Below are 22,159 nucleotides of genomic sequence, written 5' to 3'. Positions count from 1 at the left end.
GGCTCTTGGCGGGTCGTCCACGTCCCGGAGCCCGCCCGCCGGGGGTGCGGGGACGGCCGTGCCTGGCAGGATCGCGTCATGACGGAGCGGCACCGGGACACCCGGGACGGACACGAGCTCGGGCGGACGACGGGCGAGCCCCGCGAACCGTCCTCGGCCCACGCGCGGGACGCCCTTCGGCGGGCCTGGGACGAACTGGTCTCCACGGCCCGCCGCACGGTCGCCGACGGGCTGGTCGTCGGCACCTCGGGCAACGTCTCCGTCCGCGTCGGCGACACCGTCCTCGTCACCCCCACGGGCGTGCCCTACGACCGGCTCGCACCCGAGGACATCGTCGGCGTCGGTCTCGACGGCCGGCAGGTCCTCGGCTCTCTGCGCCCGACCAGCGAACTGCCGATGCACCTCGCCGTGTACCGCGCCACTCGGGCACGGGCCGTCGTCCACACCCACGCTCCGCACGCGACGGCCGTCTCGCTCCTGGTCCCCGAACTCCCGCTCGTCCACTACATGGCGGCGGCCATGGGCGGCGCCGTCCGCGTCGCCCCCTACGCGGCCTACGGCACTCCGGAACTGGCCGAGAACACGCTCCGGGCCCTGGCCGGCCGCACCGCCTGCCTCCTCAGGAACCACGGAACGATCGCCCACGGGGCCTCGCTGGACCAGGCGTACGACCGCACGGCCCAGCTGGAATGGATGTGCCGCGTCTGGCTCCTGGCCTCCTCGGTCCCCGGCCTCACGCCCGCACTGCTCTCACCGGAGCAACTGGCGGACGCGGGGGAGCGGCTGAGGGGCTACGGCCAACAGGGGTGAGCCCCGCGCGCCTTCCCCGGCGCCGCCCCACAGCCCGCCACCCCCAGCGCCCGGCCGCAGAGTCCCCCACCGTCCGCGCCCGGTCGCACGCCCTGCCGCTCTGCCGCCCCGCCCGGTCGCACGCCCTGTCGCCCAGGCGTGGACGGTCGGCGAGTGTCGGGTGTCACCCCTGGAGGCGCTTCCGCTGGCCGATGGCCGGGTACCCCGGGAAACTGGTCGGGTGCGCACTCTCAGAGCCACGGCAGCGGCCGTCACCGTAGCCATAGCCGCGGGCGCGGCCTCCGTGGCGGCGGGCCGGTTCGCCAGCGACGCCGCGCTGAAGACGAGGCCGGGCAAGCCCCTGCCCACCGAGCCCCGGCTCACCGTGCACGCGACCACGGCGGGCGGGATCACCCTCACCAGGGCCCTCGCCTCCCGGCGCCCGGGAACCTACGGCCTCGCCGGCGACGGCTCCCACGCGGTCGTCGGCCCCCTCCAGAACTCCGTGCCCCACACCGCCGACACCGTCGTGCGCACCCTGGAACGCGTCACGCACGGCTCCCTGGAGCCCGGCGACAAGGTGTGGCTCACCCCGAACCTGTACGTCGGCGACCCCGGGTCCGCCCTCGGACTCGAACACGCCGACGTCGACGTGCCCGGCGAACTCGGAGCCCTCCCCGCCTGGTTCGTGCCCGCGGTCCGCGACACCTGGGTCATCACCGTCCACGGCCTGGGCGCCACCCGGGAACACCCCATGAACCTGATGGGCTTCCTGAACGACCGGCACTTCCCCGTCCTCGACCTGGCCTACCGGGGCGACCTCGGGGCACCCCGCCCGCCGGACGGCCTGAACCACCTCGGCGAGACCGAGTGGCGCGACCTCGACGCGGCCATCCGCTACGCCGTGCGCTTCGGCGCCGAGCGGGTCGTCCTGTACGGCTGGTCCACCGGCGCCACCATGGCCCTGCGCGCCGCCGCCCACTCCGCGCTGCGCGAGCGGATCTCCGGGCTCGTCCTGGACTCGCCGGTGCTCGACTGGGAGACCACGCTGCGCGCCCTCGCAGGCGCCCGCCACACCCCGGGCTTCCTGCTGCCGCTCGCGGTGCGCGCCGCCCAGGGACGCACCGGCGTACGCGGAGACCGCATCGCGCACGCCGCGCACCCCGACCAGGTCAAGGTGCCGACCCTGCTGGTGCACGGCCCGGACGACCGGATCGCCCCCTGGGGCGCCTCCCGCCGCCTGGCCGCGAGCCGCCCCGACCTCGTCACCCTGCACACCGTCCCCGACGCCCCGCACGGCGCCATGTGGAACGCCGATCCGGCCGGCTACGAAGAAGCCCTGCGCCGCTTCCTCACCCCCCTGATGTAGGCCCCGGCGCCCCGCCGACAGCGACCGGAACGGCCCGCGGAGCCGGCGCGGGCAAGGGCTTCCGGTCGGGGCCGGGACAACTCCGCGCGGACCTCTTTCCCGCGTTCCGGGCACCCCGGCGGGGCCCCTCTCCCGGCGCCCCCGTGGCCTGCGAGGGCATTCCGTTTGGGTTTTCGGACTGTCAACCGCAAGACTGCACCCGTGACGTCCCGTAACCCGCGCGACTCCAGGCTCCGACTCGTCAGCCCGCGGTCCCTCGCGACCGCTCCCCGAGCGGTGACCCAGCGCCGCACCCGCCGCCCCGCCCCGCGCCCGCCGGAAGGCACACCGCCGCCCGCCGAGCTCGCCCGCATGGCGCGCACCGGCCTGTCCGACGCGGCCCGCGTGGCGCGCTGGGCCGACGCCGCCCTGCGCCCGGGGCGCGACGGCGCGAACCCCGACGGGAAGGGCACCCTCTCCGACGCCACGGCCGAGCGGGCCGCCACGGACCTCGGACTGACCCCGGTCCAGGTACGCGCCGACTGGGACACCGCACGCCTGGCCGGCCTCATCGAGGTGCACGGCGGCGACGCCCGCCCGGGATGGCGGCTGCGCGCCTGGAGCCGCGACGACAGCGCCGTCCTGCGCGGCTGGGTCGCCCTGTTCGACGCCTGGTCCCTCGCCTACCCCGAACCGGCCGACCGCGAGCCCGCGGCCGTCGCCGAGGTCGTCTCCGCGATGCCCCAGGTCCTCTCCTTCCTCCAGCTCTCCGCCGGACCCGTCCCCGTGGACCAGCTGCTCGACCTCCTCGGACAGCGCGTCACGGAACTGCGCACCGAGCGCTGCGAGATCTCCTACGGCCCCGACCCCGGAACCGACCCCGCCCCGGTGCCGGCCGAGATCCCGGACGCCCCCCTCGCTCCGCTCCTCGACTGGGCCCTCGAAGCCCTCGCCTCCGTCGGCGCGCTGACCTACGGCGAGGGACAGGCCACCCTCACCGCGCTCGGCAGCTGGGCGGTCTGGGTCAAGCTGGAACAGATCTGCGTCGCCGCCCAGAGCCCCGCGGGGAACATCGAGCAGTCCGCCGAGGACATGCTCCGCGGCTGCGCCCAGCTCCGCCCCAACGCCGCCCGCGCCGAGTACCGGGCCTGGCTCGCCGCCCGCACGGTCGGCGGCGCCGTCACCGAACTGATCGCCGCGGCCCGCGGCGAGGACGCCCTCACCCGGGGCCTCGCCTTCGAGGCGCTGCGCGTGGTCGGCGCCCCCGCCGAGCCCGACGTGCGCGCCGTGGTCGAGGAGACCCCGCTGCGCCCCTACGCCCTGCTCTGGCTCGCCGAGCACGACGGCTACGACCCCGAGGACGCCCACGAGGTCCTCACCCGCGCCGAGTCCACCTGGCTGTGGGTCGACACCGCCGCCGCCGTCGCCGACCACGGCGAGGCCCCGCTCCTCGTCCGGCACCTGGAATCCGCGGTCCAGCCCACCGTCCCCGCGCTCCTCGACGAGGTACGGGCGGTCGGACACCCGCGCACGGTGCAGGTGCTCGTCGCGCTCGCCGCCGCCCACCCGGACCCGGCGCTCGCCAAGGCCGTACGCAGAGCCGCCTTCCAGGTGCACACCGGAGGAAGCTGACCGGACCGGCCGCCCGCCCGGAACCGCGGACGGCCGGACCCCGGAGCGGGCCTACGCGCCTATCTCCGGGGCGTAGGTGCCGAAGCTCCAGATGTTGCCCTCCAGATCGCGGGCCATGTAGTCCCGCGAGCCGTAGTCCTGGTCGGTCGGGGCCATCAGGATCTCCGCGCCGTGGTCCACGGCCCGCTGGTGGTGCGCGTCCACGTCGTCCACGACGATGTACACCCCGCACGGGCCCGCGCTCTTCATCGCCTCGTCGAAGCGGCCGCCGCGCCCCTTGGACCCGAGCATCACCGCGCCGTTGCCCTGCACCAGCTCGGCGTGCATCACCGAGCCGTCCTCACCCTCGTAGACAGCCAGCTCCGTGAAGCCGAAGGCCTCCGTGAGCTGCCTGATCGCCGCCTTCGCGTCGGCGTACAGCATCGAGGGGTAGATGCTCGGGCGCCCGCCGTTCATGCCGGCCATACCGATCACTCCGTCCCGTCACAAACTGCCGGATTCCGATCCGCTGCCCAGTCTGGCACCGGCCACTGACAACGCCCCGCGCCCGGCGGTCCGGCTCACCGGAACGTGTTGCACTGCGCCATGTCACCGCTGGTGAAGCCCTGGTAGAACCACTGCTGCCGCTGCTTGGCCGACCCGTGCGTCCAGGTCTCCGGCGTCACCCGGCCCTGGTACCTCGCCTGGATCCGGTCGTCGCCGACAGCCGCCGCCGCGTCGAGGCCGTCACGGATGTCGGTGTCCGTCAGCGAGGTCAGCAACGGCTTGCCCGTCGACGAGGACGGCGTGGTGGTCGCGTGCCGCGCCCACACCCCCGCGTAGCAGTCGGCCTGGAGCTCGGTCCTCACCGCGTTGCTGTTCGCGCCGGTCACGCCGTCCTGCGAGCGGCCCAGCGTGCCCGTCAGGTTCTGCACGTGATGCCCGTACTCGTGCGCCACGACATAGGCCTGCGCGAACGGCCCGCCGCTTGAGCCGAACTTCGTCCGAAGATCGTCGAAGAAGCCGAGGTCCAGATAGACCTTGCGGTCGGCCGGGCAGTAGAAGGGCCCGACGGCCGAGGACGCGGCGCCGCACGCCGTGTTCACCCGGCCGCCGAAGAACACCGTCGGGGCGCGGGTGTAGGTGCCGCCCCGGCGCGCGAACTCACGGGTCCAGTAGTCCTGGACGCTGTTGACCACCGCCACGGTCCGGCAGTCCTCCCGGGCGTTGGCGTCGCGTCCCGTCCGGCAGGTCTGCTGCAACTGCGCGAGGGAGGAGGCGGTCGCGCCGGGCTCGTCGCCGCCCGAGGAGAGCCCGAGCTGGTCGGGACCCACCCCGAAGAGCAGTCCGATGACCAGGGCGACGAGACCGGCGAGACCGCCGCCGATGGTCGCCCTGCCGCCGGGGACACGACTGCCGCGCCGGTCCTGGACCTCGGAGGTGTCCAGACCGGCGTCGTCGTCGAACCGCATGAGCACACCGCTTTCGTCGCTCCGTGACGCCATCCTCGTACGCTTCGCGACCCCCGGCCCCGGCCCGCGGTCCGAACGGGCGACACCGGCTCCGGGCGGCCGGAGCGTCCGCGAAGGGGGCGAGCGTCACAGTGCGCACCGGAAAAGTGGTTGCACGGCCCCGTTAGACTTGGCCCATGGCCATTCTCCTCGCGCACTAGACGGCGGGAACGCCTCAGCCGCCCACCCCGCCACCAATCCCGCTCTGGAGTCTGTCCGTGATCTCCGCCTCCGGTATCGAGCTGCGCGCCGGTGCCCGCATCCTCATCGAGTCCGCCACCTTCCGCATCACGAAGGGCGACCGCATCGGCCTGGTCGGCCGCAACGGCGCGGGCAAGACGACGCTCACCAAGGTCCTCGCGGGCGAGGGCCAGCCCGCCGCGGGAGCCGTCGCCCGCTCCGGCGAGGTCGGTTACCTCCCGCAGGACCCCCGCACCGGCGACCTCGACATCCTCGCCCGCGACCGCGTCCTGTCGGCCCGCGGCCTGGACGTCCTGATCCGCAAGATGCGCGAGAACGAACAGCGCATCGCCAACGGCGCGGGGGCGACCCGCGAGAAGGCCCTGCGGCAGTACGAGCGCCAGGAGACGGAGTTCCTGACCAAGGGCGGGTACTCCGCCGAGGCCGAGGCCGCGACCATCGCCGCCGCGCTCAACCTGCCCGACCGCGTGCTCGGACAGCCCCTGCACACCCTCTCGGGCGGTCAGCGCCGTCGTATCGAGCTGGCCCGCATCCTCTTCTCAGACGCCGACACCCTGCTGCTCGACGAGCCGACGAACCACCTCGACGCCGACTCCATCGTCTGGCTGCGCGACTACCTGAAGACCTACCGCGGCGGCTTCATCGTGATCTCCCACGACGTCGACCTGGTCGAGACGGTCGTGAACAAGGTGTTCTACCTCGACGCCAACCGCGCCACGATCGACGTCTACAACATGGGCTGGAAGCTCTACCAGCAGCAGCGCGAGGCCGACGAGAAGCGCCGCAAGCGCGAGCGCCAGAACGCCGAGAAGAAGGCCGCCGCGCTGAACGCGCAGGCCGACAAGATGCGCGCGAAGGCCACCAAGACGGTCGCCGCGCAGAACATGGCCAAGCGCGCCGACCGGCTGCTCGCCGGCCTTGACGCCGTCCGTGTCTCCGACAAGGTCGCCAAGCTGCGCTTCCCCGAGCCCTCGCCCTGCGGCAAGACCCCGCTCATGGCCGAGGGGCTGTCGAAGTCGTACGGCTCCCTGGAGATCTTCACCGACGTCGACCTGGCCATCGACAAGGGCTCCCGCGTCGTCATCCTCGGCCTGAACGGCGCCGGCAAGACGACCCTCCTGCGCCTCCTCGGCGGTGCCGAGAAGCCCGACACCGGAGAGGTCATCGAGGGCCACGGCCTCAAGCTCGGCTACTACGCGCAGGAGCACGAGACCCTCGACCCCGAGCGCACGGTCCTGGAGAACATGCGCTCCGCCGCCCCCGACCTGGACCTGGTCGAGGTCCGCAAGACGCTCGGCTCGTTCCTGTTCTCCGGCGACGACGTCGACAAGCCCGCCGGTGTGCTCTCCGGCGGCGAGAAGACCCGCCTCGCGCTGGCGACCCTCGTCGTCTCGTCCGCGAACGTCCTCCTCCTCGACGAGCCGACGAACAACCTCGACCCGGCCAGCCGCGAGGAGATCCTCGGCGCGCTGCGCACCTACAAGGGAGCCGTCGTCCTCGTCACCCACGACGAGGGTGCCGTCGAGGCGCTCCAGCCGGAGCGGATCATCCTGCTGCCGGACGGCGTCGAGGACCTGTGGGGCGCCGACTACGCCGACCTGGTGGCCCTCGCCTGAGCCCCGCGCGGCCTCCCGGAGGGGGTCGCCGCCCCGTGATCGATTGACTGATCCACTGCGTATGGATCATTCGGCCGATCCGTGATCCATCATCTGTGTGAGATCTCCTCGTACCGGGGTGTGTCGTACATCGATTTCACGGCCGAGTCCTTTGTTCCCAAGGGCTCGGCCGTTCTGCGTCGCTGACCAGGCACTTCGCGCGGGAACCCGTTCGGCCGCACCGGCGGCGCCGGCCGGAATGATTGATTCCACTCGTGGGGACGGGCTCCTGTCGTCAAAACCTTGTCTTACGGACCTTGCCGAATGGGTGGCCATGACGCCCGAAAGGGGTGATCATGAGAGTCCAGAGCGCACTTCCCATGAGGAGGACCGGGTGGCCGAGACTCTGAAGAAGGGCAGCCGGGTTACCGGCGCCGCGCGCGACAAGCTCGCGGCAGACCTGAAGAAGAAGTACGACTCCGGTGCGAGCATCCGAGCGCTGGCCGAAGAGACCGGCCGTTCGTATGGCTTCGTGCACCGGATGCTCAGCGAGTCGGGTGTCACGCTCCGAGGGCGTGGCGGCGCGACGCGGGGCAAGAAGGCCGCCTCGGCCTGAGGCCGGGCGTCCCCATCGGCTTCGGTGGTGACCACCCGGTCGGTCGGGTGACCGACCGGGTGGTTACTGTGCAGTCACTTAGGTGCGTTCCTCGTGTCTTCGCGAGGCGCGTGTCTGATCCGACCGCACCCATCGGAGGCACCCCATGGCTTCGCTCGACAAGGATCTCGACCCCGTACTCGACCAGGACGGCGTACGGCTCACCGTCGACGGCGCGACCGCCACGGTGACGCTGACCAATCCGGCCAAGCGCAACGCCCAGAGTCCTGCTCTCTGGCGGGCCTTGACGCAGGCCGGGCGGTCACTGCCCGGCTCCGTCCGCGTGGTCGTCCTGCGTGCCGAGGGCCAGTCCTTCTCCGCGGGGCTCGACCGTCAGGCCTTCACGCCCGAGGGCTTCGACGGGGAGCCGTCGTTCATCGACCTCGCGCGCGGCTCCGACGCCGAGCTGGACGCGACCATCGCCGAGTACCAGGAGGCGTTCACCTGGTGGCGGCGCAGCGACATCGTGTCCATCGCCGCCGTCCAGGGACATGCCATCGGCGCGGGGTTCCAGCTCGCGCTCGCCTGTGACCTGCGCGTCGTCGCCGACGACGTGCGGTTCGCCATGCGGGAGACCAGCCTGGGTCTGGTGCCCGACCTCACGGGAACGCATCCGCTGGTCGGGCTCGTCGGGTACGCCCGTGCGCTGGAGATCTGTGCCACGGGCCGCTTCGTCCTGGCCGAGGAGGCCGAGCGCACCGGGCTCGCCAACCTCGCCGTGCCCGCCGGGCAGCTCGACGCCGCGGTCGCCGATCTGTCCGCGGCACTCCTCGACGCGCCGCGGGACGCCGTGATCGAGACCAAGGCCCTGCTGCGCGGGGCGCAGGAGCGGTCGTACGAGGAGCAGCGCACCGCCGAGCGGGCCGCCCAGGCCCGCAGGCTGCGCGACCTGGCGGGCGTGGGCGAATAGCCCTCCGGGCGCGCACCGGTTCTTCTCCCTCAAGCCCTTTCGAGGCGCGGCACCCGGCGACGCCGGGTGCCCCCGCCACGGAGCGGTCGATCTCCCGGGGGCCCGGCCGCCGGGATCGCGTTCCCCGGGGGGCGGGCTTCTGGGCCTGCGGGCGTCACGTTTCTCGGACGGGGGTGCCTGGCGCCCCGCCCGGCTGTGGCTCACCGTCGCCCGGGGTGACCCGCGTCCCGGACCGGGGTGGTCATGGTCGGTGTGACGGGTGGCCCGGGGTCACCGCTGTCACCAGTACCGCCACGGACGGGGTGTCCCGTGCGGCCTCGGTGACCGCGGCCCTGACCGCCCGTGCCACGTCCACCGCGCGTTCGTCCCCCGAGACCTCCAGCTCGACGCGGATGTGGCGGCGCGGCAGGGCCGGGTCCGTGGCGGCCGGCCCGTTCTCGACGTGGACCGGACGGCCCAGGGAGTCCGTCAGACGGGTGACTCCCGGGACGGCCAGAACCGCCGACGCGATCCGGGCCTCCCCGGGGTCCTTCGGCACGGGCGCCGCCCGCACGTCACCGGCCGGGTGCGCCGCGAGCGCCTCGTCCTCGGTCTCGTCCTCCAGCAGGTCCGTCACCCGCAGGTCCACCTCGCCGACGTCGAGGCCCAGGAGCCGGATCGCGGCGGACACCACATTCAGGCGCAGCCGGGCCGCGACGGCCGGAAGGGGTTCGGCGCCGGGGGCCGTGGGATCCGCCGAGGCCCCGAACTCCGCGGTGACGCGCAGCGGACCGGGCGGCAGGGCGCTGGGCGGCGGCGGTACGACCGGGGTGCCGGCCCGCTCCGGGTCGGCCAGCGCGATCCGCAGCGACCCGAGCCGCACCCCCGCCACGGCCGCCGTCTCACGCCGCAGCACCGACTCGGCCGCCTCCTCCGTGATCCACGCGCCGTCCAGCGCGAGACCCAGCGGCAGGAGCCTGCCGAGTCCGAGCTGATGCCGTACCCCTTGCGTCCACCGGTCCGCCGTCATTGCTCCAGCCTGCCCCATCCACGGCGCGCGACCGCGCGACCCGACCTACTGTGAGCAGAGGAGGACGACCGAAAGGGACGTACGGCGATGACCGACATGACCGAGCGGGACCGGACGGACAGCCCTGACACCGAGAAGGAGTCGCAGCAGACCCGTAAGCCCACCAGGCGCGGCGGCGGAGACGCCGCCACCCGGGGGCGGACCACGATCTCCGACGGTGTCGTGGAGAAGATCGCCGGGCTCGCCGCCCGCGACGTACTCGGTGTCCACACGATGGGAAGCGGTCTGAGCCGGACCTTCGGGGCGGTACGCGACCGGGTGCCGGGCGGTTCCACCAAATCGGTGACCCGGGGTGTGAAGGCCGAGGTCGGAGAGTTGCAGACGGCGCTCGACCTGGAGATCGTCGTCGACTACGGCGTGTCGATCTCCGACGTCGCCCGCGCCGTGCGCGAGAACGTCATCGCCGCCGTCGAGCGCATGACAGGACTCGAAGTGGTGGAAGTCAACATCGCGGTGAGTGATGTGAAGCTGCCCGAGGAAGAGGAAGAGGAGCCGGAGCAACGGCTCCAGTGACCCCCGGGCCACCGGAAGGCGCCGGATGCCCCGGCCACCGCACCATGAGTGATCACGCGGCCACCGACTGCTGAGGAGAGCCCCATGAGCTTGGCCGTGATCGGCATGATCGCCGGAATGGCGCTGGCCTTCGCCGGGTACTTCGGCGGATTCGGCGCCTTCCTCCTGGTAGCCGCCCTGGGGGCCGTCGGGTTCGTCGTCGGACGGCTCCTGGAGGGGGACCTGGACATCGGCAACTTCTTCCGCGCCCGCGACGACCGGCGGCGGTGACGCGTGCCGGGTCAGACCGACCGGCTCGGTGAGACCGGGCCGGCCCTCACGACCGTCGTGCCCTCCGAGCGGGGCGCCACCCGGATCGCCGACCGCGTCGTCGCGAAGATCGCCTCGCGGGCGGCACGCGAGGCACTGCCCCCGCCTCCCTCCGAAGCGGTGCCCCCGCACGCGACGGTCGTCGTGCGGCGGCAGGCGTCGGACTCGGGCGGCACCGACGGCACCCCCACGCACAGCGCCCGGATCCGGGTCAGCCTCGAACTCGGCTACCCCGCCGACATCGGGGCCCAGTGCGGTGAGGTGCGTCGTCATGTCACCGAGCGGGTAGAGGCGTTGGCGGGAATGGAAGTGCCCGAGGTCGCCGTCCAGGTGGAGCGGCTGCATCTGACGGACGAGTCCGGCGCGCTACAGGGGAGGACGCGATGAGCGAGCCCCAGGGCTCCGACGACACCCGCAGGACACCCGTCCTGGAGAAACAGGGACAGGGGGGCGGGAACGACGCGGGCACCCTCGGGCAGTCCGCCTCCGCCGCCGCCTACGAACCACGGGGCACCGCCGGTGACGAGGACGGCCGCCAGGGCAGGTTCTGGTCGGCGCGTCGCGTTCCCGCGGGCATCCTCGCGCTCCTGCTCCTCGTCGCGGCGGGCGCCTTCCTGTACGACGTCGTGGCCGTGCGCGCCGGACGCACCGCGCTGTACTGGCGGACCTGGCTGGCCCGGCAGCTCGCCGAACGGCCGCTCGACGACACCGCGGTCCTCGTGGGCGCCGGGATCGCCGCCGCCGTCGGACTCTGGCTGATCGTCCTCGCGGCCACACCGGGACTGCGGGACGTGCTGCCGATGCGGCGCACCCACGCCGACGTCCGGGCCGGGCTGCACCGGGGCGCCGCCGCGATGGCGCTCCGCGACCGGGCCATGGAGGTCGCCGGCGTGCAGTCGGTCCGCGTGCGCGTGAAGCGCCGCAAGGTCGACGTCCGCGCGATCTCGCACTTCCGCGAACTCGACGATGTGCGCGCCGACCTCGACACTACGCTCGCCGACGGCATCACGGGACTGGGACTGGCCCGCTCGCCCGCCCTGTCGGTGCATGTCGCGCGCCCCGGACGGAAGAGGTGAGATCCGTGCTGCGGATCGTCAACCGCGTACTGATCGGCCTCACCGGGCTGGTGTTGCTCGCCTTCGGCGGCTCCGTGCTCGCCGTCGGACTCGGCGTACGGCCGCCGTCCTGGTGGATCTACGACGGACGGCACGACGTGCTGCTGAGTGCCGCCCGGCGGACCAAGTGGCGGGACGAGGGCTGGTGGTGGCCCGCCGTCATCGCCGCGCTCGCGATCCTCCTGCTGCTCGCCCTGTGGTGGCTGGTCGCCGACGTGCGGTGCCGGCGGCTCGCCGAGGTGCTCGTCGACACCGGTGACGGCGCGGGCGCGCTGCTGCGCGGGAAGGCGCTGGAGGGCGTGCTGGCCGCCGAGTCGGCCCGGCTGGACGGCGTCGAGCACGCGAACGTCCATCTGACCGGGCGGCGCAGCCTGCCCGAGGCGCGGGTGCGGCTCCTGCTGGAACCCCATGTCGACCCCGGGCACGCGCTGCGGCTGCTGACCGAGGAGGCCCTCGCCCACGCACGGGACTCGGCCGGCCTCGCCGCGCTCCCGGCGGAGGTGCGGCTGCGCGGCGTCAAGCACGGAGCCGAACGCGTGACCTGACGGGGCACCCGAACGGCCGCGTGCCCGCACGCCCACCCGCACGAGCTAGAAGCCGCCGCGCATTCCGCCGTCCACCGGGAGCATGACGCCCGTGAGGTACGAGGCGGCGGGGGAGAGCAGGAACGCGGCCGTGCGGCCGAACTCCTCCGGGGCGCCGTAGCGGCGCAGCGGGATGCGGGCCTCGTTGGCCGCGCGGGTGGCCTCGGGGTCGGCGGACAGCCCGTCCAGCTGGCGCACGCGGTCCGTGTCGATGCGGGACGGCAGCAGCCCGACGACGCGGACGCCGCGCGGGCCCAGCTCGTTCGCGAGGGACTTGGCGAACCCCGCGAGTCCCGGACGCAGACCGTTGGAGATGGTGAGTCCGGGGATCGGCTCGTGCACCGAACCGGAGAGCACGAAGCCGATGACACCGCCCTCGCCGAGTTCCCCGGCGGCCGCGCGGGCCAGGCGTACGGCGCCGAGGAAGACCGACTCGAACGCCACCATCCACTGTTCGTCGGTGTTGTCCGCGGCGAACCCGGGCGGCGGGCCGCCGACGCTGATCAGGATGCCGTCGAAGCCGCCGAAGTGCTCACGGGCACCGGCGATGAGCCGGGCCGGGGTCTCGGCAGCGCCGTTGTCGGCCGCGACCCCGACCGCGTTCGGGCCGAGCGCGCTCGCGGCGCGGGCCGCGGTGTCCTCGTCACGTCCGGTCACGACCACCTTGGCGCCGTCGGCGACGAGTTCGCGCGCGGCGGCGTTGCCCAGGCCCCGGGTGGCTCCCGTGACGACGTACACACGATCCTTCAGTCCAAGATCCATGGCCCCATCCTCCCCTATCCCGGCGGCATGGCCCCTTCCGTTCCTCCCGGCTCGTCGACGCCGAACAGGCTGAGGGCTGACACCACGAGACCGATGTGGCTGAAGGCCTGCGGGAAGTTGCCGAGCTGGCGGCCCGCGACCGGGTCGTACTCCTCGGACAGCAGTCCCAGGTCGTTGGTGAGGCCGACCAGCCGCTCGAACAGCTCGCGCGCCTCCCGTGTACGGCCCGTCAGATGCAGTGCGTCCGCGAGCCAGAAGGAGCAGACGACGAAGGTGCCCTCGTCGCCCGGAAGCCCGTCGACACCGGCCGCCGCGGCGGTGTAGCGGCGGACCAGGAAACCGTCCGGGGCGAGTTCCGCGCGGACCGCGTCGACCGTGCCGATCACCCGGGGATCGTCGGGGGGCAGGAACCCCACGCGCGGGATGAGCAGCAGGGAGGCGTCCAGTTCGGTCGAGCCGTAGGACTGCGTGAACGTGTTCCGGACCGGGTCGAAGCCGCGTTCGCAGACCTCCCGGTGCACCTCGTCGCGCATCGCACGCCAGGCCTCGATGTCACCGCCGTCGAGCGTCGGGTCGTCCTCCAGGGTGCGCACCGCGCGGTCGGCGGCCACCCAGGCCATCACCTTGGAGTACACGAAGTGCCGGCGCGGGCCGCGCACCTCCCAGATCCCCTCGTCCGGCTGCCTCCACGCCACCCGCAGGAACTCCATCATGGCGCACTCCACCCGCCACATGTGGGGCCTGGACGGCAGCCCGGAGCGCCGGGCGAGCGACAGCGAGTCGATGACCTCGCCGTACACGTCGAGCTGGAGCTGCTCCACGGCGCTGTTGCCGACCCGCACCGGCGCGGAGTCCGCGTAGCCGGACAGCCAGGGGATCTCGTACTCCGACAGCCGGCGTTCCCCCGAGAGGCCGTACATGATCTGGAGGGCCGCCGGGTCGCCCGCGACCGCGCGCAGCAGCCAGTCGCGCCAGGCCTCGGCCTCCTCGTGGTAGCCGGCCGACAGGAGCGCGCCGAGGGTGAGGGTGGAGTCGCGCAGCCAGCAGTAGCGGTAGTCCCAGTTGCGGACGCCGCCGATCTCCTCGGGCAGCGAGGTGGTGGGGGCGGCCACGATGCCGCCGGTCGGCGCGTAGGTGAGGGCCTTGAGGGTGATCAGGGAGCGGACGACGGCGTCCCGGTGCGGTCCGTCGTAGCGGCAGCGCGCCGCCCACGCCCTCCAGTCCTGGACGCTGGTCTCCAGTGCCTCGAAGGGATCGCACAGGGGCGGCCGGGGCCGGTGCGAGGGATGCCAGGTCAGGACGAAGGCGACCTTCTCGCCCGCCTCCACGGTGAACTCCGAGTGGGTGCGGAAGTCCTTGCCCCAGGTGTGCACGGGCGGTTCGCTGCGCAGCCACACCGAGTCCGGCCCCGCGACCGCGACCCGGTGGCCCTCCGAGCGGCGCATCCAGGGGACGACCGAGCCGTAGTCGAACCGCAGCCGCAGCAGGCTGCGCATCGTGACCCGGCCGCTGAGGCCTTCGACGACGCGTACGACGTCGGGGGCGTGCTCGCGCTGCGGCATCAGGTCGGTCACCCGGACCGAGCCCTCGGGGGTGTCCCACTCGGTGTCCAGCACCAGGGTGTCCGGGCGGTAGGCGCGCCGGGTGCACACGTCCGCGCCCTCGGGCGCGATCCGCCAGTGACCGTTGTCCTCGTCGCCCAGCAGGGCCGCGAAGCAGGCCGCGGAGTCGAAGCGGGGCAGGCACAACCAGTCGACGGAGCCGTCGCGGCTCACCAGAGCGGCGGTCTGTTCGTCCCCGATGAGCGCGTAGTCCTCGATGTGTCGGTGCACGGTGGACGGGTTCCCGAACGGGGCAACGGTCAATCGGGCCGCCAGAGTGGCGTGGACGCCCGGGCGGCGACGGGACGGGAGGCCACGGCCCCCTGCCACCGGCCCGCGCACCCGCCGGTCCGCGTCCATCGCCGGTCTGCGCGCAGGCGGGTCTGGCCACCGACCGGTGTACGCGTCTGCGGGTCTGGTCACTGGCTGGTGTACGCGTCTGCCGGATCCGTCCGCCGACCGGCCTACGCGCCTGACAGGCCGTCCACCCGTCGGCCCCGACGCCCGCCGGTCTACACGACCGCCGGTTCCGCCTCCGGTGTGCTCTCGGCGGCTGCCGCCTCCGCCCGGTCGCGGCGCTCGCGGCGGACCAGGACCACCCAGCCGAAGGGGACGCCCGCGGAGAAGAGCCACCACTGGATCGCGTACGCCATGTGCGGACCGATGTCGCTGTGCTCGGGGTCGGGAATCAGCTCGGGGGAGCCGTCCTTGGGCGCCGGCGCGGTCTGCTCGACGTAGCCGCCGAGGACCTGCTCGCCGAGCCGCCGCGCCTCCTGCGCGCTGCTGATCAGCATGACCTGACGGGCGGGCAGGCCCCGGACGTTCTTGATGCCGCTGTCGGCGGTCGTCTGGTCGGCCATCAGCCGACCGGTGACGGTGATCTCGCCCGAGGCGGGGGCCGGGATCTTCGGGAAGGCGGTCTGCGCGCCGTCCGCCGGGACCCAGCCCCGGTTCACCATGAGGACCCGGCCGTCGTCCAGGACGAACGGGGTCAGGACGTGGTAGCCGACCTCGCCGTCGGCGTTGGTGCGGCGGCGGACGACCTCTTCGTGCGCGGTGTCGAAGTGGCCCTTCGCCGTCACCCGGCGGAACAGGTCGTCGTCCCGGATCTGCCGGCCAGGCGCGGTGACCGTCTCCGCGGGCACCGGCTTCGCGGCGAGCGAGTCGGAGATCACCGTGTTCAGGGCGACCTTGTGCTCGTGCCGGTGGAGCTGCCAGAAGCCCAGCTTGATCATCGTCGGGATGAGGGCGAGGGCCACGAGGGTGAGGATCACCCACTGCCGGGACAACAGGAAGCGGTACACCCCATTGACGGTACTCGGCATGATTCGGCCCCCGACGGGAGGGTCCCGCCGAGGGCCGTCCGGTGTGCCGTCCGGCGGTCGGGCCGGGACGCTCAGACCTTGTCGACGATCCCCGCCTTCCCCTCGGCGCGGGCGCAGTGCGCGCCGCAGTACCAGTGCCCGTCGACCTCGACACCCTGGCCGATGACCTGCACGCGACAGTGCTCGCAGATCGGGGCCATCCGGTGGATCGCGCAGGAGAAGCAGTCGAAGACGTGCACCGCGCCCTGGGCGTGCACTTCGAAGGTCATTCCGTAGTCATTGCCGCATACTTCGCATCTCGCCATGCGCCACAGGGTGGGGTGCCGGGGCGACGCGGGCGAGCGGGCGCGGGGCGAGTCGCCCGTCAATCACCCGTACGTCCGTCACTCTTCCGACGCGGGTTCGACGTCACGCAGAAGCTGCCCGAACGCGGCCTCGTCGACCACCGGTGTCCCGAACTGCCGGGCTTTGACCACTTTTGACGTGCTGGAGTCCGGGTCGTTGGTCACCAGCAGACTGGTGAGCCGGGACAGACTCGTCGCGACATGCAGCCCGGCCTCGACCGCCCGGTCCTCCAGCAGTTCGCGGTCGATGGACGTGTCACCGGAGAACGCGATCCGCATGCCCTGTTTGAGAGGTTTGTCCGCCGCGTACCGCCCGGGGTTCGGATAGGGGCACGCGGGGCGCTTGCGGGAGGGGCGCCAACTCCCCGACGGGTAACCGCCGGATCCGTAGCTCCCGGCCTGCCGTCCGATCCGCGGAGCCGCGGCGCTGTCGGACCACTCCTTGAGCGGCAGGCATTCGAGGAGCGGCAGCCGCACCCCGGTCCGCGCGGCGGCCCGCAGGCTCGGCCGGAACGCCTCGGCCAGCACGCGCGCGTCGTCCAGCGCGTGGTGCGCCCGCTGCTGCACGACGCCGAAGTGCGCGGCCAGCGACTCCAGCTTGTGGTTGGGCAGGGGCAGGGCCAGCTCCTTGGAGAGCGCGATGGTGCACAGGCGCTGGCGCACCGGCGCCTCGCGCTCGGCGCGCGCGTACTCCCGCGCGATCATCGACCAGTCGAAGACCGCGTTGTGCGCCACCAGCACCCGGCCGTCGAGCCGGGCGGAGAACTCCTCGGCGACCTCGTGGAAGAGCGGCGCCCCTTCGAGCATCTCGCTCGTCAGACCGTGGATCCACACCGGGCCCGGGTCCCGCTCCGGATTGACCATCGTGTACCAGTGGTCCTCGACCTCGCCGCGCGCGTCCAGCCGGTAGACGGCGGCGGAGATTATCCGGTCGTCGCGGGCCAGCCCTGTGGTCTCCACGTCGACGACCGCGTATCCCTGCGGATACGCGGCCGGCCAGGAGGCAGGGGACGCTGCGGTCGTGAGGTCTTCGAGCATGGTCAATGAGGATACGGGCCCCGACTGACACACCGGCCCCCGCCTTGCCCGATCCGCTCCCACCGCCGGGCCCTGGGCGCGCGGCCCCGCAACCGGGTCCGGAGGGCCCGGCGTTGACGCTCGGCCGAGCGCCGTCACCCCGACCGGACCCGGAGCAGCCGCGGTACGTCGGTCGCTGTGCCGAGGTGCGTGGCGAGCGACGGGCGCACAGGTACGCGCGTGCGCCGGTCCAGTGGGAGGCTCCCGAGGACCGGCGCCTTCGTCTCGCGGACGGGGACGTCCGCCGGCAGCCGGTCCAGGCCGGCAGGCGCGTGCGCCGGGAGCAGCTTCACCTCACCCCGGTCCCGCGGCGGAAGGGGCGTCGAGCCGCCGGATCAGCGTGCGGGCCCCGATCCGTGCGGCCACCGATATCTCCGGGGCCCTGGAGGCGGCCCGTTCCGCTCGGGACCCGGGCCCGCGTATCCCGGCCCGCGCACGGCTATGGACCTTTCACCCGTGCGGTGCAAGCGTGCTGCGCGTCCCAGCAGGTAGCGCCTACGAAGGGCGGTACGGACATGGCACGAGTGAGGTACGGCGCGCGGACGGAGGCGGAGATCACCGCCGCGCGCACCGCGAGTTCCCAGCTCCCCGACGTCTGGTCCACCGGACTGGTGGCCGTCTGGGAGAGCGACCCGGACGCGGTCGCGGCGGTTCTGCCGCCTCCGCTGAAACCCACCGCGCGGCCCCTGGTGCGGGTCAGCGTCAGCAAGGTCGATCTGCCCGGATACCCGCTGGGCGCCGGCTCGTTCGCCGTCGCCGCCGCGCACGGGGACGTCGAGGGCTGGTATCCGCTGGTCATGCCGATGACCCACGAACGGGCCCTGATCGGCGGCCGTGAGGTCTTCGGGGAGCCCAAGAAGCTCGGCGAGGTGACCGTCGAGCGCGACGGGCTCGTCGTGCGCGGGGTGCTCGCCCGGCACGGCATCGCCTTCGTCGAGGTGCGCGGCGCGGTGAGCGGATCCCTGCCGCTGCCCGAGCCCGCGCGCAAGACCGACTTCTACTTCAAGTTCCTTCCGGCGGTGGACGGTTCGGGCTTCGACACCGACCCGGTCCTGGTGCACTGCCTGCGCGAGGAGAAGGTCCGCAGACTGGAGCGGGTCACCGGGGACGTCGTCCTGCGCGAGTCGATGTACGACCCGGTCGCCGATCTGCCCGTGCTCGGGCCGGTGGAGATCACCTTCGGCGAGAAGACCTCGGGACAACGGGGCCGGATCGCCGAACGCGTCAGCGCGCAGGCCCTGTTGCCGTACATCCACCAGCGCTACGACGATCCGCGGCAGATCCTCGACGGGCCGCCCGAGGGGAGCGTCTGATGGAACTGCGCGCGGGACAGGTCGCCGTCGTCACCGGCGCGGCGAGCGGCGTCGGGCTCGCGATGGCCCGGCGGTTCGCGGCCGACGGTCTGACGGTGGTCCTCGCCGACGTCGAGGAGGGCGCGCTGGAGAAGGCCGCCGGGGAGCTGCGCGCGGACGGCGCCGACGTCCACGCGCGCGTGGTCGACGTCTCGGAGCGCTCCGAGGTCCTCGCGCTCGCCGAGGACGTGTACGCCACCTGCGGCGCGGTGCACGTCCTGTGCAACAACGCGGGTGTCGGCTCCGGGGCCGAGGGCCGGATGTGGGAGCACGACCCCAACGACTGGAAGTGGGCGTTCGCCGTCAACGTGTGGGGCGTCTTCCACGGCGTCCAGGCGTTCGTGCCCCGGATGCTCGCAGGCGGCGAGCCCGGCCACGTCGTCAACACCTCCTCGGGCGACGGCGGGATCGCCCCGCTGCCCACCGCCTCCGTGTACGCCGTCACCAAGGCGGCCGTGGTGACGATGACCGAGTCGCTGTACGCGCATCTGAAGGCGGAGCACGCGCGCGTGGGCGCCTCCGTGCTGTTCCCCGGGCCGCACATGCTGCGCACGGGCCTGTGGGAGTCGCACCGCAACCGGCCCGCGCGGTACGCCAAGGAGCGGCCCCGCAGGACCCCGTACCGCAGTCTCGCCCAGTGGGAGGCCGCGATGAAAGGGGCGGGCCACGAGGTGCGGTTCACCCCCGTCGAGGAGGTCGCCGACCTCGTCGCCGAGGGGATCGGCGCGGGCCGGTTCTGGCTGCTGCCCGAGAGCGAGCACAGCGACCGGCAGATCCGGGCGAGGTCGCGGTCGATGCTGGAGCGGGCCGATCCGTCGTACCTGGAAAGTTTCATCCTCGACTGAGGGGGCGCGGTGAGCGAACAGGACCCGTATCTGATCATCTCCTCCGACTGCCACGCCGGACTTCCCACCGAGGAGTACCGGCCCTATCTGGACTCCCGGTTCCACCGGGACTTCGACGAGTTCCTCGCGGGCCAGGGCCGGCGCCGCGAGGAGATGAACCGCCTCGGCATCCGCAACGAGGCCTTCGCCGACAAGTGGTTCCAGGACAACGAGGAAGGCCTGCGCGGTGGTTGGGACAGCGCCCAGCGTCTCAAGGAACTGGACGGCGACGGGGTGGCGGCCGAGGTCGTCTTCCCCGACGCGGACGCCGTCGACAGCCGCACCGCGGCCCCGTTCGGCGTGGGCCTCGGACTCTCCGGCGACCAGGACCCCGAACTCGGAATGGCGGGCGCGCAGGCCCACAACCGCTGGCTCGCCGACTTCGTCTCCGAACACCCCGAACGGCACTGCGGGGTCGCCCTGTTGCCCGTCACCGGAGAGACCGGCCGGGTCGTCACCGAGGTGTACCGGGCCAAGGAGTCGGGCCTCGGCGCGCTGATGATCCCGTCCATGTGGGTGGACAAGGAGCCCTACCACGACCGCCGTTACGACCCGGTGTGGGCGGCCGCCGCCGAGTGCTCGATGCCCGTGCTCACCCATTCCGGCGCGGCCCCGCGCCACGAGTACGGCGACCACCTCGGGATCTACGTCTCCGAGGTCACGTGGTGGCCCGCGCGCCCCCTGTGGTTCCTGCTTTGGTCGGGTGCCTTCGAACGGCACCCCGGACTCCGGTTCGGCATCGCCGAGTCGGGCTGCTGGTGGCTGCCCAACCTGCTGTGGTTCATGGACCGTCTCTACCTCGGCGCGCACGGAGGCAAGAAGCTGTCGCCGTTCGCGGAGCTGAAGCGGCCCCCGCACGAGTACCTGGACCGGCAGATGTTCGTCTGCGCGACCAACACCAAGCGCCGTGAACTGGCCCAGCGTTACGAGATCGGCGTCGACAACATCCTGTGGGGCAGCGACTTCCCGCACCCGGAGGGCACCTGGCCCGACACCCGGGCCTGGCTGGCGAAGACCTTCCACGACATCCCGGTGGCGGAGACCCGGCGCATGCTCGGCCTCGCGGCGGCCGAGGTGTTCGGCTTCGACGTCGGCGAACTGGCCCCCCTCGCCCGGCGGATCGGTCCGACCCCGGCCGAACTGGGCCAGGACGAGGACCAGTCGGCGGTCGAGGCGTCCTGGGCGCGCTCGCGCGAGGTGGGCCGCCACTGGCTGACGGACCACGACTTCCCGGTCCTGGGGGTGAATCCATGACCGCCGGGAGCACGGGGAGCACAGGGACCCCCGGGAGTGCCTTCGGCGCCGAGGAGCGTGCGGGCACCGAGGCCCGCGCCGGTGGCGAGGACCGCTACACCGTCATCTCCGCGGACTGCCACGCGGGCGCCGATCTCCTCGACTACAAGCCGTACTTGGAGCGCGGGTACCACGAGGACTTCGACGCCTGGGCGGCGGACTACGTCAACCCGTACGCGGACCTGCTCGCCGACACCGCCGACCGGAACTGGAACTCCGCGCGGCGGGTCGCGGAGCTGGAGGAGGACGGCATCGTCGCGGAGGTCGTCTTCCCGAACACCATCCCGCCGTTCTTCCCGTCCGGCTCCCTCATGGCACCGGCGCCCACGGCGGCGGAGTTCGAACGGCGCTGGGCGGGGCTGCGGGCCCACAACCGCTGGCTCGCCGACTTCTGCGCGGCGGCGCCCGGCCGGCGCGCGGGCGTCTTCCAGATCCTCCTCAACGACGTCGACGCGGCGGTCGAGGAGATCCACCGGTCGGCGGGCGCGGGCCTGAGGGGCGGACTGCTGCTGCCCGGAACACCCCCCGGTTCGGGTCTGCCCGAGCTGTACTCGCGGACGTACGACCCGATCTGGGCGGCGTGCGCCGAGCTGGGCGCCCCGGTGAACCACCACGCGGGGTCCGCCTCGCCGCCCCTCGGGGACGAACCGGCGGCCCGCGCGGTCTACATGGTGGAGACCACCTGGTTCTCGCACCGGGCCCTGTGGCACCTGGTGTTCGGGGGCGCGTTCCGCAGGCACCCGGGCCTGAGACTGGTGCTGACCGAGCAGGGCTCGGGCTGGATCCCCGGGGTGCTCGACATGCTGGACTACTACCACGGGCGGCTGGTCGCGGCGGCGGACAGGGCGTCGACGGCCGAGTCCAAGTTCGGCGCGGGACTGGCCGCGACCATGGGGGAACGCCCCTCCCTGGTCTGGCGCGACCACTGCTACGTGGGGGCCAGCTTCATGCGCCCCCACGAGGTGCCGCTGCGCGGGCGCATCGGCCTCGACAAGATCATGTGGGGCAGCGACTACCCGCACGACGAGGGCACCCACCCCTACACCCGTGAGGGACTGCGCTTCGCCTACGCGGGTCTGCCGCGCGAGGAGGTGGCCGCCATGGTCGGCGGCAACGCGGCCCGCGTCTACGGCTTCGACCTCGCGTACCTCGACGAGATCGCCGCCAAGGCCGGTCCCACGGTGGCCGAGATCGCCGAACCCCTGGACACCCCGCCCGCCGACGCGACGAGCCCGGTGTTCGCGAGAGGAGGCTCGGTGCGCGTGTGGTGAACCCGGGTCGGTGCGTCCGCGTCGGCACCCCGGGTGCGAT

Annotated in this window: 23 protein-coding genes; 15 read left to right on the top strand and 8 right to left on the bottom strand. The window is 73.0% G+C overall.

From position 1 onward, the window contains the following. The first annotated feature begins 78 nt into the window (after positions 1-78). From ACZ4AA_RS29035 to ACZ4AA_RS29025, 3 genes are all read left to right on the top strand, one after another. Entirely contained in the window at positions 79-810 is a 732-nt protein-coding gene (locus ACZ4AA_RS29035; protein WP_467609291.1) for a class II aldolase/adducin family protein, read from the top strand. A gap of 220 nt (positions 811-1,030) precedes the next feature. Then, on the top strand, positions 1,031-2,158 hold the full coding sequence (locus ACZ4AA_RS29030; protein WP_467609289.1) for an alpha/beta hydrolase family protein: 1,128 nt from the start codon (positions 1,031-1,033) through the stop codon (positions 2,156-2,158). 201 nt (positions 2,159-2,359) lie between these two features. Then, a complete protein-coding gene (locus ACZ4AA_RS29025; protein WP_467609287.1) occupies positions 2,360-3,769 on the top strand; it encodes a hypothetical protein in 1,410 nt (469 codons plus the stop codon). Between the two features lie 51 nt (positions 3,770-3,820). Here ACZ4AA_RS29025 and ACZ4AA_RS29020 read toward each other — a convergent pair whose 3' ends face one another. Together ACZ4AA_RS29020 and ypfJ are read right to left on the bottom strand one after the other, a co-directional pair. Then, a complete protein-coding gene (locus tag ACZ4AA_RS29020) occupies positions 3,821-4,234 on the bottom strand; it encodes a VOC family protein (protein ID WP_467609285.1) in 414 nt (137 codons plus the stop codon). Between the two features lie 95 nt (positions 4,235-4,329). Next, positions 4,330-5,220 carry a KPN_02809 family neutral zinc metallopeptidase gene (gene ypfJ, locus ACZ4AA_RS29015; protein WP_467609476.1) on the bottom strand — a complete coding sequence of 297 codons (891 nt, stop codon included), beginning with the start codon at positions 5,218-5,220 and terminating at the stop codon, positions 4,330-4,332. Positions 5,221-5,477: 257 nt separating this feature from the next. On the opposite strand from ypfJ, the gene ACZ4AA_RS29010 reads away from it, so the two are divergent. From ACZ4AA_RS29010 to ACZ4AA_RS29000, 3 genes are all read left to right on the top strand, one after another. Further along, on the top strand, positions 5,478-7,076 hold the full coding sequence (locus ACZ4AA_RS29010; RefSeq protein WP_467609283.1) for an ABC-F family ATP-binding cassette domain-containing protein: 1,599 nt from the start codon (positions 5,478-5,480) through the stop codon (positions 7,074-7,076). A 373-nt stretch (positions 7,077-7,449) separates the two neighbouring features. Further along, the gene (locus tag ACZ4AA_RS29005; RefSeq protein ID WP_006123601.1) at positions 7,450-7,671 is read left to right on the top strand and encodes a helix-turn-helix domain-containing protein; all 222 of its coding nucleotides are present in this window, start codon (positions 7,450-7,452) and stop codon (positions 7,669-7,671) included. A gap of 145 nt (positions 7,672-7,816) precedes the next feature. Beyond that, entirely contained in the window at positions 7,817-8,620 is an 804-nt protein-coding gene (locus ACZ4AA_RS29000; protein WP_467609281.1) for an enoyl-CoA hydratase/isomerase family protein, read from the top strand. 241 nt (positions 8,621-8,861) lie between these two features. On the opposite strand, the gene ACZ4AA_RS28995 is transcribed toward ACZ4AA_RS29000, so the two are convergent. Continuing rightward, positions 8,862-9,629, bottom strand: a complete 768-nt coding sequence (locus tag ACZ4AA_RS28995) for a nucleopolyhedrovirus P10 family protein (RefSeq protein WP_467609279.1) — start codon at positions 9,627-9,629, stop codon at positions 8,862-8,864. A gap of 87 nt (positions 9,630-9,716) precedes the next feature. Here ACZ4AA_RS28995 and ACZ4AA_RS28990 point away from each other — a divergent pair, with 87 nt between their 5' ends. The 5 genes from ACZ4AA_RS28990 to amaP all read left to right on the top strand — a co-directional run bounded on the left by ACZ4AA_RS28990 (position 9,717) and on the right by amaP (position 12,171). Beyond that, on the top strand, positions 9,717-10,202 hold the full coding sequence (locus ACZ4AA_RS28990; protein WP_467609277.1) for an Asp23/Gls24 family envelope stress response protein: 486 nt from the start codon (positions 9,717-9,719) through the stop codon (positions 10,200-10,202). A gap of 84 nt (positions 10,203-10,286) precedes the next feature. Further along, positions 10,287-10,472: a hypothetical protein gene (locus ACZ4AA_RS28985; protein ID WP_467609275.1), complete on the top strand. Its 186-nt coding sequence runs from the start codon at positions 10,287-10,289 to the stop codon at positions 10,470-10,472. Positions 10,473-10,475: 3 nt separating this feature from the next. Further along, on the top strand, positions 10,476-10,898 hold the full coding sequence (locus tag ACZ4AA_RS28980; protein ID WP_467609273.1) for an Asp23/Gls24 family envelope stress response protein: 423 nt from the start codon (positions 10,476-10,478) through the stop codon (positions 10,896-10,898). Further along, the gene (locus ACZ4AA_RS28975) at positions 10,895-11,587 is read left to right on the top strand and encodes a DUF6286 domain-containing protein (protein WP_467609271.1); all 693 of its coding nucleotides are present in this window, start codon (positions 10,895-10,897) and stop codon (positions 11,585-11,587) included. Before ACZ4AA_RS28980 ends, ACZ4AA_RS28975 begins: the two co-directional genes overlap by 4 nt. Then, positions 11,584-12,171: an alkaline shock response membrane anchor protein AmaP gene (amaP, locus tag ACZ4AA_RS28970; protein ID WP_467609269.1), complete on the top strand. Its 588-nt coding sequence runs from the start codon at positions 11,584-11,586 to the stop codon at positions 12,169-12,171. Before ACZ4AA_RS28975 ends, amaP begins: the two co-directional genes overlap by 4 nt. A 45-nt stretch (positions 12,172-12,216) precedes the next feature. Here amaP and ACZ4AA_RS28965 read toward each other — a convergent pair whose 3' ends face one another. From ACZ4AA_RS28965 to ACZ4AA_RS28945, 5 genes are all read right to left on the bottom strand, one after another. Further along, positions 12,217-12,972, bottom strand: a complete 756-nt coding sequence (locus ACZ4AA_RS28965) for an SDR family oxidoreductase (RefSeq protein WP_467609267.1) — start codon at positions 12,970-12,972, stop codon at positions 12,217-12,219. Between the two features lie 14 nt (positions 12,973-12,986). Continuing rightward, positions 12,987-14,804, bottom strand: a complete 1,818-nt coding sequence (locus ACZ4AA_RS28960) for a glycoside hydrolase family 15 protein (RefSeq protein ID WP_467609265.1) — start codon at positions 14,802-14,804, stop codon at positions 12,987-12,989. Between the two features lie 281 nt (positions 14,805-15,085). Further along, a complete protein-coding gene (locus ACZ4AA_RS28955) occupies positions 15,086-15,877 on the bottom strand; it encodes an SURF1 family cytochrome oxidase biogenesis protein (protein ID WP_467609263.1) in 792 nt (263 codons plus the stop codon). A gap of 92 nt (positions 15,878-15,969) precedes the next feature. Further along, positions 15,970-16,203: a hypothetical protein gene (locus tag ACZ4AA_RS28950; protein ID WP_339128551.1), complete on the bottom strand. Its 234-nt coding sequence runs from the start codon at positions 16,201-16,203 to the stop codon at positions 15,970-15,972. Between the two features lie 78 nt (positions 16,204-16,281). Next, positions 16,282-17,280, bottom strand: coding sequence for a DEDDh family exonuclease (locus tag ACZ4AA_RS28945; protein ID WP_467609260.1), 999 nt, complete (start codon positions 17,278-17,280; stop codon positions 16,282-16,284). A 554-nt stretch (positions 17,281-17,834) separates the two neighbouring features. Here ACZ4AA_RS28945 and ACZ4AA_RS28940 point away from each other — a divergent pair. The 4 genes from ACZ4AA_RS28940 to ACZ4AA_RS28925 are packed head-to-tail and all read left to right on the top strand — an operon-like array spanning position 17,835 to position 22,119. Further along, positions 17,835-18,632, top strand: a complete 798-nt coding sequence (locus tag ACZ4AA_RS28940; RefSeq protein ID WP_467609258.1) for an acetoacetate decarboxylase family protein — start codon at positions 17,835-17,837, stop codon at positions 18,630-18,632. After that, positions 18,632-19,516 (top strand): SDR family NAD(P)-dependent oxidoreductase, encoded by an 885-nt coding sequence (locus ACZ4AA_RS28935; RefSeq protein ID WP_467609256.1) that lies wholly within the window; start codon positions 18,632-18,634, stop codon positions 19,514-19,516. The genes ACZ4AA_RS28940 and ACZ4AA_RS28935 overlap by 1 nt, the downstream gene beginning before the upstream one ends. A gap of 9 nt (positions 19,517-19,525) precedes the next feature. Beyond that, positions 19,526-20,809 carry an amidohydrolase family protein gene (locus tag ACZ4AA_RS28930; RefSeq protein ID WP_467609254.1) on the top strand — a complete coding sequence of 428 codons (1,284 nt, stop codon included), beginning with the start codon at positions 19,526-19,528 and terminating at the stop codon, positions 20,807-20,809. Continuing rightward, entirely contained in the window at positions 20,806-22,119 is a 1,314-nt protein-coding gene (locus tag ACZ4AA_RS28925) for an amidohydrolase family protein (RefSeq protein WP_467609252.1), read from the top strand. Before ACZ4AA_RS28930 ends, ACZ4AA_RS28925 begins: the two co-directional genes overlap by 4 nt. Positions 22,120-22,159 lie beyond the last annotated feature (40 nt).

The sequence above is a fragment of the Streptomyces sp. NPDC024698 genome (genome assembly GCF_055559015.1).
Note: the sequence above shows the minus strand (reverse complement) of the source record. Positions and strands in the feature narration are given on the sequence as shown.